The organism is Anabaena sp. CCY 9402-a (assembly GCF_963920945.1).
Classification (GTDB): Bacteria; Cyanobacteriota; Cyanobacteriia; order Cyanobacteriales; family Nostocaceae; genus Trichormus; species Trichormus minutissimus.
On the sequence record NZ_CAWUDL010000058.1, the window covers coordinates 1 to 16385 of the forward strand.

General features: G+C 40.3%; 17 protein-coding genes. 6 read left to right on the plus strand and 11 right to left on the minus strand.

The window, feature by feature from the left end; all coding sequences use genetic code 11:
• Positions 1 to 143: 143 nt before the first annotated feature.
• Positions 144 to 851, plus strand: a complete 708-nt coding sequence (locus ACM0OR_RS19745; RefSeq protein ID WP_414578202.1) for an HAD family hydrolase — start codon at positions 144 to 146, stop codon at positions 849 to 851.
• 59 nt (positions 852 to 910) lie between these two features.
• On the opposite strand, the gene ACM0OR_RS19750 is transcribed toward ACM0OR_RS19745, so the two are convergent.
• The gene (locus tag ACM0OR_RS19750) at positions 911 to 1522 is read right to left on the minus strand and encodes a CPP1-like family protein (protein ID WP_414578203.1); all 612 of its coding nucleotides are present in this window, start codon (positions 1520 to 1522) and stop codon (positions 911 to 913) included.
• Between the two features lie 690 nt (positions 1523 to 2212).
• On the opposite strand from ACM0OR_RS19750, the gene ACM0OR_RS19755 reads away from it, so the two are divergent.
• Positions 2213 to 2929 (plus strand): response regulator transcription factor, encoded by a 717-nt coding sequence (locus ACM0OR_RS19755; RefSeq protein WP_190706302.1) that lies wholly within the window; start codon positions 2213 to 2215, stop codon positions 2927 to 2929.
• A gap of 44 nt (positions 2930 to 2973) precedes the next feature.
• The gene (locus ACM0OR_RS19760; protein ID WP_414578204.1) at positions 2974 to 3141 is read left to right on the plus strand and encodes a hypothetical protein; all 168 of its coding nucleotides are present in this window, start codon (positions 2974 to 2976) and stop codon (positions 3139 to 3141) included.
• Between the two features lies 1 nt (position 3142).
• Here ACM0OR_RS19760 and ACM0OR_RS19765 read toward each other — a convergent pair whose 3' ends face one another.
• The 3 genes from ACM0OR_RS19765 to ACM0OR_RS19775 form a co-directional block, all read right to left on the minus strand.
• Entirely contained in the window at positions 3143 to 3340 is a 198-nt protein-coding gene (locus ACM0OR_RS19765; RefSeq protein ID WP_087538495.1) for a DUF2811 domain-containing protein, read from the minus strand.
• Positions 3341 to 3898: 558 nt separating this feature from the next.
• Entirely contained in the window at positions 3899 to 4549 is a 651-nt protein-coding gene (hisIE, locus tag ACM0OR_RS19770) for a bifunctional phosphoribosyl-AMP cyclohydrolase/phosphoribosyl-ATP diphosphatase HisIE (protein ID WP_323266058.1), read from the minus strand.
• 97 nt (positions 4550 to 4646) lie between these two features.
• Entirely contained in the window at positions 4647 to 4841 is a 195-nt protein-coding gene (locus ACM0OR_RS19775; RefSeq protein WP_190706307.1) for a ChaB family protein, read from the minus strand.
• Between the two features lie 109 nt (positions 4842 to 4950).
• Here ACM0OR_RS19775 and hemL point away from each other — a divergent pair, with 109 nt between their 5' ends.
• Positions 4951 to 6249, plus strand: coding sequence for a glutamate-1-semialdehyde 2,1-aminomutase (hemL, locus tag ACM0OR_RS19780; protein WP_414578206.1), 1299 nt, complete (start codon positions 4951 to 4953; stop codon positions 6247 to 6249).
• On the opposite strand, the gene ACM0OR_RS19785 is transcribed toward hemL, so the two are convergent.
• The gene (locus ACM0OR_RS19785; protein WP_414578208.1) at positions 6239 to 6469 is read right to left on the minus strand and encodes a hypothetical protein; all 231 of its coding nucleotides are present in this window, start codon (positions 6467 to 6469) and stop codon (positions 6239 to 6241) included. The two genes, hemL and ACM0OR_RS19785, sit on opposite strands and share 11 nt — an antisense overlap.
• Positions 6442 to 6603, minus strand: a complete 162-nt coding sequence (locus ACM0OR_RS19790) for a metallothionein (RefSeq protein WP_190706393.1) — start codon at positions 6601 to 6603, stop codon at positions 6442 to 6444. The genes ACM0OR_RS19785 and ACM0OR_RS19790 overlap by 28 nt, the downstream gene beginning before the upstream one ends.
• Before the next feature lie 467 nt (positions 6604 to 7070).
• On the opposite strand from ACM0OR_RS19790, the gene ACM0OR_RS19795 reads away from it, so the two are divergent.
• On the plus strand, positions 7071 to 8672 hold the full coding sequence (locus ACM0OR_RS19795) for a protein kinase domain-containing protein (RefSeq protein ID WP_414578210.1): 1602 nt from the start codon (positions 7071 to 7073) through the stop codon (positions 8670 to 8672).
• A gap of 101 nt (positions 8673 to 8773) precedes the next feature.
• Entirely contained in the window at positions 8774 to 9520 is a 747-nt protein-coding gene (locus tag ACM0OR_RS19800; RefSeq protein WP_414578211.1) for an FHA domain-containing protein, read from the plus strand.
• A 62-nt stretch (positions 9521 to 9582) separates the two neighbouring features.
• Here ACM0OR_RS19800 and recA read toward each other — a convergent pair whose 3' ends face one another.
• The 5 genes from recA to ACM0OR_RS19825 form a co-directional block, all read right to left on the minus strand.
• Positions 9583 to 10662, minus strand: coding sequence for a recombinase RecA (gene recA, locus ACM0OR_RS19805; RefSeq protein ID WP_414578213.1), 1080 nt, complete (start codon positions 10660 to 10662; stop codon positions 9583 to 9585).
• Positions 10663 to 10894: 232 nt separating this feature from the next.
• On the minus strand, positions 10895 to 11902 hold the full coding sequence (locus tag ACM0OR_RS19810) for a patatin-like phospholipase family protein (RefSeq protein ID WP_414578215.1): 1008 nt from the start codon (positions 11900 to 11902) through the stop codon (positions 10895 to 10897).
• Positions 11899 to 12921, minus strand: a complete 1023-nt coding sequence (locus ACM0OR_RS19815; protein ID WP_414578217.1) for a diguanylate cyclase regulator RdcB family protein — start codon at positions 12919 to 12921, stop codon at positions 11899 to 11901. Before ACM0OR_RS19815 ends, ACM0OR_RS19810 begins: the two co-directional genes overlap by 4 nt.
• A 47-nt stretch (positions 12922 to 12968) precedes the next feature.
• Positions 12969 to 15350 (minus strand): dynamin family protein, encoded by a 2382-nt coding sequence (locus ACM0OR_RS19820; protein ID WP_414578219.1) that lies wholly within the window; start codon positions 15348 to 15350, stop codon positions 12969 to 12971.
• A 194-nt stretch (positions 15351 to 15544) separates the two neighbouring features.
• The gene (locus ACM0OR_RS19825; protein ID WP_414578221.1) at positions 15545 to 16339 is read right to left on the minus strand and encodes an Rpn family recombination-promoting nuclease/putative transposase; all 795 of its coding nucleotides are present in this window, start codon (positions 16337 to 16339) and stop codon (positions 15545 to 15547) included.
• Positions 16340 to 16385 lie beyond the last annotated feature (46 nt).

Below are 16385 nucleotides of genomic sequence, written 5' to 3' on the forward strand. Positions count from 1 at the left end.
TGAGTGCTGAGTGCTGAGTGCTGAGTGCTGAGTGCTGAGTGCTGAGTGCTGAGTAAAGAGTGGGGAGTAGGGAAAATATTTATTGATGACTCATTACATCGAGGTAAAATATTTGTAATAAAAATTAACACTGACTTCCGCCGATGCTGAGATTAATTACCGACTTCGACGGCCCTATCATGGATGTTTCCGAGAGGTATTATCGTGTCTATCTATTTTGCCTCGAAGAAATCCGATATCCCCACCAAGCAGTGCGACAACTGGCTAAAGCGGAATTTTGGCAAATGAAGCGATCGCAAATTCCAGAAAAACAAATTGCTTTGAATTCCGGTTTAGATGAGACGCAAGCTCAAGAATTTGCCCAATTGCGGCGCAAAACAGTACATACAGAATCTTACTTTGAGTATGATAGTCTCATCCCAGGTGCTGTAGAAGCATTGTTAAAAATTCAGCAGGCTGGCGTTGATTTAGCTGTGATGACGATGCGCCGGGTGAAGGAGTTAGATTATGCCTGCCAAAAATACGATTTAGGGCGGTTTTTCCCAGAAAATCGCTGTTATTGCCTCAGTAACGATTATGTAAAAACTCGCGATATTGAAGATAAACCCCTATTAATGACCAGGGCATTAGCAGAACTACCCTCCGCAGCCGATACTTGGATGGTAGGGGATACAGAAGCTGACATTGCCGCCGCTAAAAAGCATGATATTAAAGTTATGGCTGTTGAATCTGGTATCCGCGATCGCACTCAATTAGAACTTTACTATCCTGACTTAATTGTTCCAGATTTAAGCACTGCGGTAAATTTAATCCTGGAATCTACGGTATCAGCTACATCATCGAAAATATAAACCAAAAACCCCTTCTATTCAGGAAGGGGTTTTTGGCTGAGTTAGATTGAGAATTGTACTTAACGCAGAAAACTGCTAATTAACCACAACAATATAAACGTCAGTACAGTCGAAAACTGATTAGCCGAGAGATATGGTATTTGTGGTAACAGCCAGCCAGCAATTAGCCCTCCCGCAATTAAGCCAATGATTAGCCCAACGAGAGTAAACAAAACTGCTCGGCCAAATCTACCTTCTTTGCGATTGAGAAAGAAAATACTAACTCCTACCCCAACCACTAAGGACAGCTGTAAAACTTGATTACCTGTAAAAATGCTGACTGCACTCAAACCCACATACCAAGCACCGGGTAAAAGCACATCTGCCTTTGTGGGCTGATCCAGAATATTTTGCAGCCATGCAGGTGATTGCTCACGAGGCGTAGGAGTTTCTTTCGGAGCAGATTGTATCCTCAATTCTGGGAAGCGGATACGCTCTGGTACTTTGATTTTTCCTTCCTGGCGCATCCGTAAGCGATCCATTAAAATCGCATCGTAAGCTGCCTCAACGATTTCTACACTCTTGGCATCGCCGCTACATTGCTCCATCAGGCGATTGCGAGCGTCCTGAATCTCATCGAAGCTAGCATCTTCTGATACCCCAAGTTTTTCGTAGGGATTTTGATCGCTCATGGGAGTTTATACTTCAGCCTTAGTCAGAGGCAATTTTTTGTTGCAGAATAACAATTTTAGATTTTAATTGGATCGAAGACAAACCTATCGACCGAATTTTATGCTCTACCAGGATAGTAGCACGCGTTAGTCAGATTGACCCAGGAATTTCAGCTACAGCCACTTTAACATATTGTTATAACTCCGTGTATACCCTCATGTCGTTGACCCATTCTAGCTCTAACCTAGAATTTGAACTGAGAATACCTAAAGAATGTAATGTTTCTAAAAAGATTTTTTCGGCTTTAGGTTTACCACTCTATCCTAACTTGAGGACATTTCTATGATTTAGCTCCAACCTAAGTAGTGGTATCTATCCACATAAAGATTTAAAATTGAAAAGTTTTAAATCTCCACTGAATTAATATAGGGAAGTTTCCAGGCTGAATAAATGATTTGTCGCTAATAGCCTAATATTGGGTAGCTGGACATATAAGTTTCTCATGACAGGATCTAAATTAAACTGTAAAAATAGTTACAAAATTTTTTCTAGTATATTTGTCCAGCATCTTGATTACACTATCATTTAGAAAATCAGGAAATGAATTTCTGAGCCTTGTAGCTCCTTACATCATCCCTCAGTGGAAACTGCGTTTTACGCAACACTGCTGTTAATCTTAAATAAATTTATTTTTGTGTAAAGAGATGGTCATGGCTCCTGCCAAGATACTTGTAGTTGATGACGACCCTGCGGTGCGGAATTTAATCCAACGCTTTTTGTTGAAGCAAAGCTATCAGGTAGAAGCTGCTGAGGATGGAAAGACCGCGTTGTCCTTATTTGAGCAATTTAACCCAGATTTGGTAATTCTTGATGTCAATTTGCCAGACGTAATTGGGTTTAACCTCTGTCAAGAAATGCAAAGTCGTAATGGTGTTTTTGTTCTCATGCTGACTAGCCGTACAGATGAGACTGACAAGATTCGCGGCTTTGCCAAAGGTGCTGATGACTATCTCACAAAGCCATTTGGCTTGGGAGAACTTGAAGTCAGAGTAGCCGCTATTTTGAGACGACAGAGGGTAGTGACTACCGCCGAACAGAAACGCTTGCTATTTGAGAAATTGATGATCGATCCGGTACGGCGAGAGGTGACACTGAATAGCCAAGCTGTACCCTTAACAGCTTTGGAATTTGATTTGTTACATTTTTTAGCTAGTCATCCTGGTCGAGTTTGGCGACGTGCAGAACTGATTCAAGAAGTTTGGGACTATGAATATGTGGGTGATCAACGTGTTGTAGACGTGCATATTGGCCAAATTCGCAAAAAGATTGAAGTCGATGCTAGCCAACCAGCATTAATTCAGACTGTACGTGGAGTTGGTTATAAATTTGAATGTCCAACTCATTCCCAGTTAGAAACAAATCCTTGAGTTTTTTTCAATCATCCCAATTTATGTATGAATAATTAGTGGGCATGGTATACCATGCCCAAATTTTTGTATTACCAATTTTGAATTTTCAATTACCGGAAATTTGGGTAAAAGCCCCGTCGTTCTACGACGGTCAATTAGTACCGTTTGTACCAGCACGGAAGAGTTCAATGGTACAGAATCTTTGGCAAGTCGGTACAAAACATTTTTAAACTAGCAGTGATGGAACAAAGTTTCTAAATAAACACGGGCAGCACGGCGATCGCTGTCTCCATTTTGCAGTAAAAATAATGATAGTGCTGCTGTCAGTACCCGATTTTGATCCCAATCAGGATGGGCTTCTAAGTAAGTTTTCAGTGATTCATGAAGAGTTTCGGGGATTTCTGTAAAAATACTAACTGTTGCGTTCATGAGATTTTCCTTGTGTAAGTTCAGTTAAAACGAACTATCGCTTGGTGTGAGGCAGTTGTAGGCAACATCAAAACTTATCTCAGAGGTAAGTCTTGGTGTTAACGTTTGCACAAACTATAAAACCTAGTCGCATCATTGTGCGACAAGAGGGGGTAGGTTTGTCAATGCTGCGAAATGTTAAAAACGATTGTATAAAAAATAAAAGCAAACGAGATAATAAGTGTTTTAACTATATTTTTGTTACATAACTTAATGAAAACTCAGTCTAATCAGATTATCCACACCGTGAATCAAAAATCCCCAGTAAGCCTGCAAGTACCCATCCTTTCGTAAAACATCTGTGGAAAACTCCAAAAATTCCTGTGGAAACCCTGTGGAATCAGTGAGGAAAATTTTACTCAATGATAAGAATTACAAAATAGTCAAGTCGCTGCGCTCTAATTCAAAATTCAAAATCTTGCCCTCGAACGAAGTGAAGGGTCAAAATTTAAAATTACGGACAATGTCACCTGTCACCTGTCACCTGTCACCTGTCACCTGTCACCTGTCACCTACTCCCTAACGCCGACGTTCTTGCAGCTTGCGATAAACAGCCTTTAAATCTACTTGATGGTGAGCTAAGGCAACCATTGTATGGTATAGTAAGTCTGCCACTTCACCAGCGATCGCGTCTGGCTCATCATCCTTAAACGCCATCACTACCTCAGCCGATTCTTCCCCAATTTTCTTTAAAATTTTGTTATCACCACCAGCAAATAACTTGCAGGTATAGGAACTTTCACTAGGATGATCGCGGCGATCGCATATTACCTCAAACACCTGCGATAAGGTATCCCCTGGTGGGGCAGTGATTTTTCCTTCTACTTGATGAAAACAACTGCGTTCACCTGTATGACAAGCAATATCTCCTAGCTGCTCTACCCCAATTAGTAAAGCATCACTATCGCAGTCATAACGAATACTTTGCACTTTTTGGATATGCCCAGAAGTCGCTCCCTTGTGCCATAATTCCTGACGGGAACGACTCCAAAACCATGTTTCTTCGGTGTCTAAAGTCTTTTGTAAAGATTCCTGATTCATCCACGCCATCATTAACACCGTGCCATCCAGGTAATCTTGGACAATCGCTGGCACTAAACCCCGTTCATCGTAGCGGATTTTTTCGACGGGGATGGCGTTGTGTAATGAATTTGGATCGGTGGAAAACATACCAGCTAATTTTCTTTAAATAAATCTAATGATGCCTGGTTTCACGATACCATTATCAATAGTTCGACTGGTATGATTTTTCCACACAATATATTGATCATCTTTGTAAAACAACATCCCTTTGCATGGCGGACTGCATTCTCACAGCACTTGACGCAACGTGATGAGCCTTAGAAACTTCACCATACCAGTGAATTGCCGAGTTAAAGGCCGCCCGATAAAGGTCTTGGTATGCCTCAGATAGTTGGGTACGGATCTCTAAAGGCAAGTCTTGATTCGACTTGTATAACATATTGTTATTTTTTTGTCTCTGTTAATTTTATACGATATAAGTTCTAGGCAAAATTTAACCCTATCCTAAGATAGAGCTTTTTTTGAATGCCCACAGATAGGAGAAAACCTTGGTAAACACCACAATTAAAACCACAAAATCACAAGAAGTTTTTGCTGCTGCTCAAAACCTGATGCCAGGCGGAGTTAGTTCCCCAGTTCGTGCCTTTAAATCTGTAGGGGGACAACCCATAGTTTTTGACAGGGTCAAAGGCGCGTATATCTGGGATGTAGATGGCAACCAATACATCGACTATGTAGGCACTTGGGGGCCGGCTATTTGTGGTCATGCTCATCCAGAAGTGATTAGCGCACTCCATGAAGCGTTAGAAAAAGGTACTAGCTTCGGTGCGCCTTCCGTGCTAGAAAATGTCCTGGCGGAAATGGTAATTGCTGCCGTTCCTAGCATCGAAATGGTGAGATTTGTTAACTCAGGCACAGAAGCTTGTATGGCTGTGCTACGGCTAATGCGAGCTTTTACGAACCGCGAGAAAGTCATCAAGTTTGAAGGCTGCTATCACGGACACGCTGATATGTTCTTAGTCAAAGCTGGCTCAGGTGTAGCCACCCTAGGTTTACCTGATTCCCCTGGTGTGCCTAAATCAGCGACTATCAGCACTCTTACCGCCCCATACAACGACCTAGAAGCAGTTAAAGCTTTATTTGAAGAAAGCCCCGATCAGATTTCTGGTGTAATTCTAGAACCCGTTGTAGGTAACGCCGGATTTATTACCCCCGATGCTGGCTTTTTAGAAGGATTGCGGGAACTAACTCACGAGTATGGGGCGTTACTTGTGTTTGATGAAGTAATGACAGGTTTCCGTATTGCCTATGGTGGCGCACAAGAAAAATTTGGCATCAAACCCGATTTAACCACGATGGGTAAAGTCATTGGTGGTGGATTGCCAGTAGGTGCTTACGGTGGTCGCCGCGATATTATGTCTATGATTGCCCCGGCTGGCCCTGTATATCAAGCCGGAACTCTTTCGGGAAATCCCCTAGCGATGACTGCGGGAATTAAAACCTTAGAATTATTGCAAAAACCAGGTAGTTATGAATATCTGGAGCGAATTACTAAAAGGCTAGCAGATGGCTTGTTAAAAGCGGCTCAAGAAACTGGTCATGCAGTTTGCGGTGGTAACATTAGCGCGATGTTCGGCTTATTCTTCACTTCTGGGCCTGTACATAACTATGAAGATGCCAAAAAGTCAGACACAGCGAAATTTGGCCGCTTCCATCGCGGTATGTTAGAGCGCGGTGTTTATTTAGCACCTTCTCAGTTTGAGGCTGGTTTTACTTCTTTAGCTCACACTGAAGAAGATATTGACCAAACGATCGCGATCGCACGGGATGTATTATCTAGTCTATGAGTGCTGAGTGCTGAGTGCTGAGTGCTGAGTGAGGAGTGAGGAGTGCTGAGTGCTGAGTGCTGAGTGCTGAGTGAGGAGTGCTGAGTGAGGAGTGAGGAGTGCTGTTAGCGGTAGCGGCGCGTTTAGTCCGTGCTGAGTTATGAGTAAGACCTATGTAATACTCATAACTCAGCACTTTCAACTCAGCACTAATTAACAGCCACATCCTTTGTGATTGCATCCTTTGATGGTTTTATGACCCTCTGCACAGCCTTCAGAACAGTAGTATTTCCCCTCCTTGTTAATTGCATCCTCTATGGAAACGATACAGAGGCAATCCGGACAGGCACATTTCAATTGATTTACGGTTGTCATCATTTTTCTCCCAAATATTCCTGATACTTACACTATTATACTTGAACAGATATTCATATATTATTTATATAATTTAACGTAAATTTCGAGCAATAAAGTGTAAAAATTTGCTCAATCAGATCAGAAACTTGAATCCGGATAGCTCAGAATTTTTAATTAAGTAATAATACGTAAATTTTATATTTTTGATGAATTAAAATCAGCACACTTAAAATCTGCTTACGTGCAACAAATGCGATCGTAGTCTTTGATTTAAGGACATGATAGAGACTCGACACTATCTAGAAGTATAAGTATAATAAGTTGTTTGACCTGTTAATTGCTTTACATAAATCAGATTCAACTTTAGCAACTCTTCAAAGGATGTACCGCAAAACTTACCTAGCAAGAGTTGGCTTTAAGTCTCAATAATTGAAAAGAGAGTGTAACGCTACCGGTTATTATTTCGTGCAGCGAGTTGACAGTGCATGAGCTATTGCATAAATCCGACCTGTCCTAATCCAGAGAATGTAGCATATAGCCAAAGGTGTGAAGCTTGTGGCTCACAATTACTGTTGCGCGATCGCTATCGGGTATTGAAGCCATTAGGTCAGGGTGGTTTTGGCGCAACCTTTTTAGCCCGTGACGAAATTTTGCCAGGAGAACCAAGTTGCGTAATTAAACAACTACGTCTTTCAACTACAGCACCCCAGGTTTTGCAAATGGCGCGAGAACTGTTTGCGCGAGAAGCCAACACCCTAGGCAAAATTGGTAATCATCCCCAGATACCACGATTGTTAGACTATTTTGAGGCGGCAGAACAGTTCTACTTAGTTCAGGAATATATTAGCGGTTCTACGCTCCAGCAAGAGGTGAAACTGAATGGTACTTTTAGCGAAGCGGGTGTTAAGCAATTTTTAAGCGAAACTCTCCCTTTATTGCAATACATCCACGATCAAAAGGTTATTCACCGTGATATCAAGCCAGCTAACTTAATTCGCCGTTCTCAAGATTCGAGAATGGTACTCATTGACTTTGGTGCGGTCAAAAACCAAGTTACCCAAGCCACAACCAACCAATCAGGACATACAGCCCTAACTGCATATGCAATTGGTACTCCTGGTTTCGCACCTCCAGAGCAAATGGCGATGCGTCCAGTTTACGCTAGTGATATTTATGCACTTGGTGTCACCTGTGTTTATCTTCTGACAGGTAAAACTCCCAAAGACCTCGATTACAATCCCAGTACAGGTGAAATCATGTGGGAACATTTAGTGCAAGCTAGTGACCACTTGATTCTTGTACTACGAAAAATGTTGGAAGTCTCTGTTCGCAGTCGCTATCATTCAGCTACAGAAGTTCTCAAAGCATTGGAGATAGAGCCATATTTAGAAAGCTTGGCTGGTGGATTGCTAGTTAAATCAGATCCTAATCATAAAGATTCAACACACAATCGCCCAGAAGATTCTGCAATTTTACATAGCAACCCTTCTGCTACAGCGACAGGTTTAGGGGTAGCACAGGTAGCAGCAGCAATTCGCGCTAGACGAGCCAAAATCGGTGATGGAACTAGATTAGATGCTGGAGGAACACGACAAGGCGTTCCACATCCTAACAGTAACAGCAATGCTTCACAAAACCCCAAATCCAAAGTTGGACGTAGACTAGATACCCAAAGTTTACTAACAGCTTATTTGAAGGGAAGACGAGATTTTGCTCTACATAATTTAAACTTACTCAATCTCCAAGGTGTAGATTTATCATCTACTAATTTCCATTCTTGTCAATTACAAAATACTAATCTCCAAGGAGCTAATCTCCACAATAGCGATTTTGGTAGAGCTAGTTTAACTCGTGCCAATTTGAAGGATGCTAATCTCACTAAAGCTTACTTCAATCATGCCGATTTAGAAGGAGCAGACCTACGTGGTGCAGACCTCACGAATGCTTATCTCAGTAATGCTAATCTGCGGGGCGCGAATTTATGTGGTGCTAACCTCACCGGGGCAAAAATTTCTGATGAGCAACTAGCATTAGCTAAGACTAATTGGATGACAGTACGCCCCAACGGTAAACGGGGTTTATTGTGATTTAAAAAAGGCTGTGAATAGGTGACAGGTGACAGGTGACAGGCTTGAACTCAGAATTAATTAATGCAAAATTATTCTTATTCCTCTTAAGGATTGCAGATATGAAAAATAATTTAAAAAATCAAGAGATAGAACGGCGTTTAAATTTGTATCAGGTATTTCTGGCTTTATATGAACGGCATGGTCATCTTCTAGATGAAATTCTCCAACTAGAAAATCTCTATCAGCCATCATTAACAGAGTTAAAATTGCGTTATGTTCAGGGTTTTGTAGATGCTTCATCTGTTTATGTGATCACTAACCTCTGTAACAATCAGACGCAAACTCTCCAGCAACCGCAACAGGTTTGGACAATAGGGCGCGATCTCAATAATGGTATATGCACTGATGATCAGCATTTGTCTCGTTGTCACGCCGCCATTCAGTACATTGTGAATCAAGGTTTTTATTTAGTAGATTTTCATAGTACAAATGGTTCTTCTGTCAATGGTGAAACTGTCTATAAACCAGTCAAACTTAAAGATGGCGATCGCATCCGGTTAGGAAGTTTGACTTTTGATTTTTTCTTAAATCATCAACGCCGCATTTTACCAACATTACCAACAGATTTACTCACTCAATTAATTCCACTACCAACAGATATTCAACAACAGGCATTAGGTGATAATACTGTTTATCAAGAGCAAGTTGAACTAGCAAACCTTGATGAGACTGTACAAATTTCTCTAGATTGTGCTTGGGGTAGATTAGAATATGGGCGGGATGGTTTACATGAACAGCAAAAATCAGAAATTTTAGACAGATATTTTCAACAACCAAACAAATTTAATGTTGGTAGTGAGGACTAAAAAAAAGATTACTCTTATTTGGAGTAATCTTTTTCATCAATAGCCGCATTTTGAATTAAATTCTATTCTTCCTCTGCATCAACATCATCTTCATCTTCATCTTCTTCATTGACTTTAGCCACAGAATTTGCCGAAACAACTGCGCCCTTATCTAATTTTTCTCGTACTAGTTTCTTGATTTGTTCAGAAAAATCTGGCTTTTCCTCTAGGTACTTAATAGCGTTATCTCGACCTTGGGAAATGTTATCGCCATTGTAACTGTACCAAGCTCCTTTACGAACAAGAATACCAGTTTCTTCGGCTAAATCCACTAGACAACCTATAGTAGAAATTCCTTTACCAAAAATAATGTCGAATTCCGCTATTCTAAAAGGTGGTGCAACTTTATTTTTAGCGACTTTGACTTTAACGCGGTTACCAAATTCATCTGTACCCTTTTTCAAGGTTTGAATGCGGCGAATATCCAAGCGCACTGATGCGTAAAACTTCAACGCGTTACCACCGGTAGTAGTTTCAGGGCTACCGTAGGTGACACCAATTTTTTGCCGTAACTGGTTAATAAAGATTACAGTGCAACCAGATTTACCTATATTCCCCGTAATTTTGCGTAGAGCTTGGCTCATCAGTCTGGCTTGCAACCCAACGTGAGCATCACCCATATCCCCTTCAATTTCAGCGCGGGGAACTAAGGCTGCAACTGAGTCAATAACTACAATGTCAACGGCTGCGGAACGTACTAATTGGTCAACTATTTCCAAACCTGCTTCACCAGTATCAGGTTGAGAAACCAGGAGATTGTGAATATCTACACCTAAAGCCGCAGCATAGGTAGGGTCAAGGGCGTGTTCTGCGTCTACAAAAGCAGCGATGCCACCTTCTTTTTGTACTTCTGCGATCGCGTGCAGTGCTACAGTCGTCTTACCGGAACTTTCCGGTCCATAAATCTCAATTACCCGTCCTTTGGGTAAACCACCACCTAATGCTAAATCCAAAGTCAACGCCCCTGTGGAAATTGTCTCTACCCGCATCCGGGTAGCATCCCCCAGGCGCATGATTGCTCCTTTACCGAAGCTACGCTCAATCTGGTTAAGTACCATCGTTAGAGCCTTTTGCTTGCCGGAAGTATCGGTATTGATAGCCATTCGTGCCTCTATAAGTATATGGATTTAAGATGTGTGGGGTTTAGATTTTTAGTAGAACAGATATACTATTTTAGCCGGAAATTTCTAGAATAGGACTTCTCAAATTAAAAAGTAACTGTGACAAGATCCTAACCTGATTGCTACGTGATTGGGGTAGTGGGATTGTAAAAATTTTGAAAAAGGTAAGATTTTGAACTCTGATTTACGCAGAGGGACACTAAGGAGATGGCGGTTATAGGGGAGAGTCATTGAGTAAACGCTGAGTTGAGTTTATCAGGTTGTCATGAGATTGACGTTGATGTTTCAGCGTGCTAAACGCCTGGATGATGGGAGTTAAACAACGCTTCGCGTCTTCATATCCACGCTTTTGCAGTTCTGCTAGGCGTTCAGCACTGAAGTCTAAGAAAGTATCAATTAAGCCAATGATTGGCGTATCCGATTTATTGATTGGTAATTCTGGTCTAATTTCGATGATGCTTTGTTCTGGAAAGTCGTAGCGATTCCAATGTACTCCATTTTGCAGATGAATGATAATCGCATGAGTACAGCCACGCGCAGCTAAAGCTTTTAAAGGAACATTATCAGCTAAACCACCATCAACGTAAGCCTGGCCATTTATCTTGCGACTGGGAAAGGCTAGGGGAAGGGCTGCACTGGCTAGAAGCACGTTGTAGAGAGTTTCATCATCTGTGAAGTCTTGTACACACAGCCAGTGAGCATCTGTCCCAGTGCGTGCGCGAATCAAATCAACCAGCAAATTGTTACCTAAACCTGGAATGTTCAGAGAGGGAAAGACTGTCACCCATAATTCAATCCCACGTCGCAAGTTGTTGGGATTAACAGTTTGTCGTAACAGTTGCTCAATAGGCGCAGGGTCAAAAATAGCGGTAGAGTCTTGCAATAACCCTTGTTTTAGTAAGAAATCAAGTGTCCATATTCGCAATGTTGGGACAAAAGCTTGAGTAGTGTAACTGAGTGTACGGAGAATTGTACCCGTATGAGGACGTAAAATCTCTACTTGAGCCAACTGATCCCAGAGTTGATTAAGCTGCTGTACTGCTTCGGTAAAGGTGCGATAGGATGCGAGGACAGCACCATTAAGAGAGCCAATGCTAGTTCCAGCAATGATTTGAGGGACTAGACCGATTTCGGCGATATATTTTAATGCACCAGCTTGATAAGCTCCTTTTGCTCCTCCGCCAGTGAGTACGAGTCCAAATGTAGGGTTAGCGGTTTTCATCGTATCATTGCTAGGCAATCGTTAGCGGTTTCTTGGACAACAGCAGTGATAAATTCCCGTGCATCGGTGGTACGAGATATGTTGTCAATTTGGGCGCGACAGAGTGCGATCGCGCTTTGTCCTGGTTTAATAGGTCTAGCTTCTTCTGGAAGTGTGGCTAGTTCCAAACTTGTACCAATTACAAATAAGTAGGGTGTATTGATTAATCGCTGATGTGGAGTAGAACGAATTTCGAGTAAACCAGCAGTTAATTCTCGGTCATTTTTTGTCATTGTTGACCAAGATTGATTTAATAAATCACCAAGTCCAAAGAAACTGTTAGGAATTTGTTTACTTGTGGACAAAATTTTATTCACCAACAACCGCCGCAAACGCTCTTGATCACCTGTTTCTAGTTCATACTTAATTACAGAACTGCTGAATACTTCCCGCGCTAATAAAGCAACTTGTAAAGCCCAAGGTAGCTTCGTATAAGTTTGTCCAGCAGCCCAAGCAGTAACAATATAATCAAAATCTTCATTAGCAGCCACTCGCACTTCTAATTTACGCACCCTTGCTTCAATATTTTTCAGTTTTGTGGTAATTTGTTGAGCTAATAGATTGAGTTGGTGGCTAAGTTGAATTAGTGCATCTTCTTGGTTTTGTAACCTCTGTTTTTGTTGACGAATTGCGTCACGGGCTTCTAGTAAGGCATTTTGGGTAACTTCCAGAGCAACTTGACTGATGCGAAGTGAATCAGTAAGTTCTAAAACCCAGTTACATAGTGCTTCTTGACCAGCAATTAAGTTACCATCAAGCAGGAGTTTACGTTTATTATCACTGCCATCAATTTGATCAATTAGCTGTCCAATAAATCCCCGATTCTTGCGATAGCAGATGATGTCTTTGCTAACTTGAATACCATTGATGAGGTCTATTAGGGCTTTGTCACCAATAATAGGAACACGACGCTGAAGTTGCTCAAGACTTGTAGCAAATGGGCTAGAAATATCAATCTTTTTGTCGTGTGGGGTGGTCATCTTGCCAGCCCCGCTCATATTTGAATTGTGTGGAGAGAAAAGATTGTTCATCTCTTATCCCTTATCAAGTCACCTATACGTTTCCGATAACTATCTGCTTTTTCGATATTTTGACTAGCTTCAGTTTCTAATGAATTAAGTTCACTGATTAATTGTTCTCTCTCTTCTGTGTGTCTTTTCCGGTCTTGTTGTGCCTGCAATAAAGTATCACGGTAATTATTCAAGTAACTATCAAGCTCTGCAAAAAATCTATCAATATGTTGTTTAAAGTCTTCATCTAAATATTTATTGATTCCCTCTTTGATATTTTTAATGCTATCCTCAATTAGCTGATTAGATTGGGCAAATATTTCTGGCAAAGAAACAGTATAAAACTCTTCTTTTTTATCTGGTAATTTCACTTGAATAGTTTCTTTGATAGGAACTAACCAGAGCCAATGCCAAAAATCTCGCTTTTCAATTACTTTTGTTTCATAGCCTTGATCTACCAATTTTGTTTTCTGGCTGATCCTTACTTGAATATTACCAGCACTCTCATTCTCTAAATTTGGTGTTGGCAAAGATAAATTAACATGAAATTTTTCATTTAACCTTTGACGCGCACGCTCAATAATAGGCTTAGTTTCAATCTCCAATGAGTCTTGTATTTTTTGACGCGATTGCTTAATTATTTTTTTAGCTTGTTGACGAACATTTTCCAACAAAGGTTCTATAATGCTAGATTTAGCAGAAGCGATCGCTTGTTCTCCAAAATGTTCTGCCTCTTGCATACTTGTAAATTCAATAATACCATTATTTGTTGGTTTTATTTCAACGAAATTGAATTTTTTAGAAACCCAGTTAAAAAAACTTTGGGTTGCCATACCTCCTTTTTTGATATTATCTGCACGTTGATATTCTTCTTCTTGAAAATATGTTTTCAGGCTATTTTGAGCTTGTTTTTTGATATCTTCAAGTATTTTATCAAGCTGTTTATAAAGATTTGATTTAATCCTATCTACCTCTTGTAGCTGATGCCGACATTGTTCTATAGATTGCAAATCTATTTCCAATTCACCAACTTCTTGTCTAATTTTTACTTCATCTGCATTGATAGCACTGCTGCGAAGTTGAACATCATTACTCAGTTCTAAAAGGCGACCATGAGCAACTTTCAAAGATGATTCTAAACAACGAGGTGCGGCTTCTGCCATAAGTGCTGTAATTGCACCATTTAAAAATGGGTCAAACCCTGATTTTTTCCAAAGCCTCTCTGCTTTAGTCTGTAAATTTTGTGCTGTAGCTTCCTCAAGGTCTTCTTCCCAATCAATACCAAATACCTCTTGAGCAAGTGCTTTTGCTGTCTTTATATCAGCAAGATTAATATTTGGATTGTGCTGCAATTCTAATAAAAAGCTAGCAGAAGTAAACGCTCTCCTTGCTGATATTTCAAACACTCTACCAGTATCACCAAAATCACCAATGCCAAATTCAGCAGCAACAAACTGTTGTACCTGTTCTGGAGTCATATCTTTTTCTTGGCGTTGGTCAACTTTGTTAATCAACACATATAAATTATCTTTACCTCGCAATTCAATTACTTTCTGAACATCTGTTTTCACTTTTTCAGCAGCTTCATTTTTTAACTGCGTAAAATCTAAAACAATCAAAACAATTGAACTTTTACTAAGTTGTTCAGCAACTACATTCTTTAGTCGAAGATTTTCTCCTGCTTCGTTTGGGCCAGGCGTATCTACAATTACCAAATTACCAAGCTTTGGTTGTTGTTCTGTTTTTTCTAAACGCCAAAAAGGAGTATAAATTCTAGGAGTATCTGTTAAGTATTGTATGGGGTCTGCAAGTGGAGCTAGAATACTGCACAGACGAACAATATCATTTAAGCTAGTTAGAGTGTTAATGATATGATCGCACCCTTTACTTTCGGCTGTAATTGTTAGTCCTACCCATTGTTGAATTTGCTGTGGCATTTTAGCCAAATGTGGATATTGAGCAAGTTTTTCTTGCACTGTCTCCATTCCTAAATCTTCAATTTTATTGCGTAAAGCTAATAGTGTTTCTTGAAAAACTGATAATACCTCTGCACTCAGATGTAAAACTGGCTCTGTCAATTCAGCATTCAATATAATTTCTGTGGGAAGCGTTGTCATAGCTGAGTTACGACTTGGCAAAATCTCCTGTCCAATGATGGCGTTGGTGATAGTTGACTTACCTGCTTTCATTGGCGCAACAATCGCCATTCTCAACTCAAGATGCTTTACTTTTTTAGCTTCCGCTCTAATTTGTTGCTCAAATTCTGCATATTTCTTCCCAGATGTATCAGAACTCAGTGCTGTACTAGCACGATTCATTAGTTCACTTATTTGCTCCAATAAGTCGATTACATCTGTTTGCAAATCTTGTACATTCGGCTTCAGCACTTCAGCAACCATAATCTTCTTATATTAGCGTTTTTCAATATACTAATGAAGATTCTGGCTTAATAAGAATGACAATGGAAATGGTAAAAATACTGTAAATGGGACAGAGCCTTTTACATCTGTGCTGACGTATTTTGTCACCACACATCGCTTTTACCAAATCAAGAGCGATCGCCCTCTGAGTTGTACTTGACTAAATACCTGTGTCAAGTCTGTTGCTGTGCAATTTTCCTCACGGCTTCAATGTTAATGTCTAACTGTTGAGCGATGTCTTCTACACTAATTCCTGCTTTTAACAGCAACGGTACAGCTGCTAGTTTACCTTCTTCTCTACCTTCTTCTCTCCCTTCGTTTAAGGCTTCTTGATAAACTCTAGTTTGTTTGAGGGCGTTGAGTTTCAACATATCTTCTATCTCTTGACGACTTAATTGCGGAAATTTGTAAACTATGATTGTTTCGATTAAATCGATGATGGCTTGGCTAGATAAACGATCTGGTATTTCCTGTCTAGTTTTAGTGATCAGTTCTCTAGCACGGTTAGGTGCAGTTTCTTCTGGTTCTACTACTAATTTAATGATATCGATACCCAAGGTCTGGGAGGTTGGTTCGATTTCATTCAGATATACTCTTTGAACTTGGGGACTGTCTAACAATATTTGATGTAATCTAGTATTATTTGGTTCTAGAGAACGTTTGGGGTAGATAATCACTACATACCAGTCATAAATATCTGGATTTTGGTCTATATAGAAGAATAGCTCTGCAAATACCCTATGATACAGCAATTCATCTTTTTGGAATTGCACCTCGCAAAAATAGACGGTTTGATCGGGATTGTTGGCTGTTGGTAGAAATACTCCATCAATGCGAAAAGCTGTTTGTTTGATTTCTACTGAACGAAATTGATAACCTTGAGCATGATTGGCAGAGTATCCAATTAACTCAAAGAAAATACTAGGAAACTCAGCAAATAATTGATAAAAAATACTGTCAGTCTTCACTCTAAATACTGGATGTATAAGAAAGGCGTTATGTTGATTCTAAGTG

What these genes read in the sequence shown, in the direction of transcription:
- ACM0OR_RS19800 (WP_414578211.1), top strand. Translation starts at nt 8,774, where the DNA reads ATGAAAAATAATTTAAAAAATCAAGAGATAGAACGGCGTTTAAATTTG.
- ACM0OR_RS19820 (WP_414578219.1), bottom strand. Translation starts at nt 15,350, where the DNA reads ATGGTTGCTGAAGTGCTGAAGCCGAATGTACAAGATTTGCAAACAGAT.
- ACM0OR_RS19755 (WP_190706302.1), top strand. Translation starts at nt 2,213, where the DNA reads ATGGCTCCTGCCAAGATACTTGTAGTTGATGACGACCCTGCGGTGCGG.
- ACM0OR_RS19785 (WP_414578208.1), bottom strand. Translation starts at nt 6,469, where the DNA reads ATGCAATCACAAAGGATGTGGCTGTTAATTAGTGCTGAGTTGAAAGTG.
- ACM0OR_RS19760 (WP_414578204.1), top strand. Translation starts at nt 2,974, where the DNA reads ATGGTATACCATGCCCAAATTTTTGTATTACCAATTTTGAATTTTCAA.
- ACM0OR_RS19765 (WP_087538495.1), bottom strand. Translation starts at nt 3,340, where the DNA reads ATGAACGCAACAGTTAGTATTTTTACAGAAATCCCCGAAACTCTTCAT.
- ACM0OR_RS19795 (WP_414578210.1), top strand. Translation starts at nt 7,071, where the DNA reads ATGAGCTATTGCATAAATCCGACCTGTCCTAATCCAGAGAATGTAGCA.
- ACM0OR_RS19815 (WP_414578217.1), bottom strand. Translation starts at nt 12,921, where the DNA reads ATGACCACCCCACACGACAAAAAGATTGATATTTCTAGCCCATTTGCT.
- ACM0OR_RS19790 (WP_190706393.1), bottom strand. Translation starts at nt 6,603, where the DNA reads ATGACAACCGTAAATCAATTGAAATGTGCCTGTCCGGATTGCCTCTGT.
- ACM0OR_RS19810 (WP_414578215.1), bottom strand. Translation starts at nt 11,902, where the DNA reads ATGAAAACCGCTAACCCTACATTTGGACTCGTACTCACTGGCGGAGGA.
- recA (WP_414578213.1), bottom strand. Translation starts at nt 10,662, where the DNA reads ATGGCTATCAATACCGATACTTCCGGCAAGCAAAAGGCTCTAACGATG.
- ACM0OR_RS19775 (WP_190706307.1), bottom strand. Translation starts at nt 4,841, where the DNA reads ATGTTATACAAGTCGAATCAAGACTTGCCTTTAGAGATCCGTACCCAA.
- hisIE (WP_323266058.1), bottom strand. Translation starts at nt 4,549, where the DNA reads ATGTTTTCCACCGATCCAAATTCATTACACAACGCCATCCCCGTCGAA.
- ACM0OR_RS19745 (WP_414578202.1), top strand. Translation starts at nt 144, where the DNA reads ATGCTGAGATTAATTACCGACTTCGACGGCCCTATCATGGATGTTTCC.
- ACM0OR_RS19750 (WP_414578203.1), bottom strand. Translation starts at nt 1,522, where the DNA reads ATGAGCGATCAAAATCCCTACGAAAAACTTGGGGTATCAGAAGATGCT.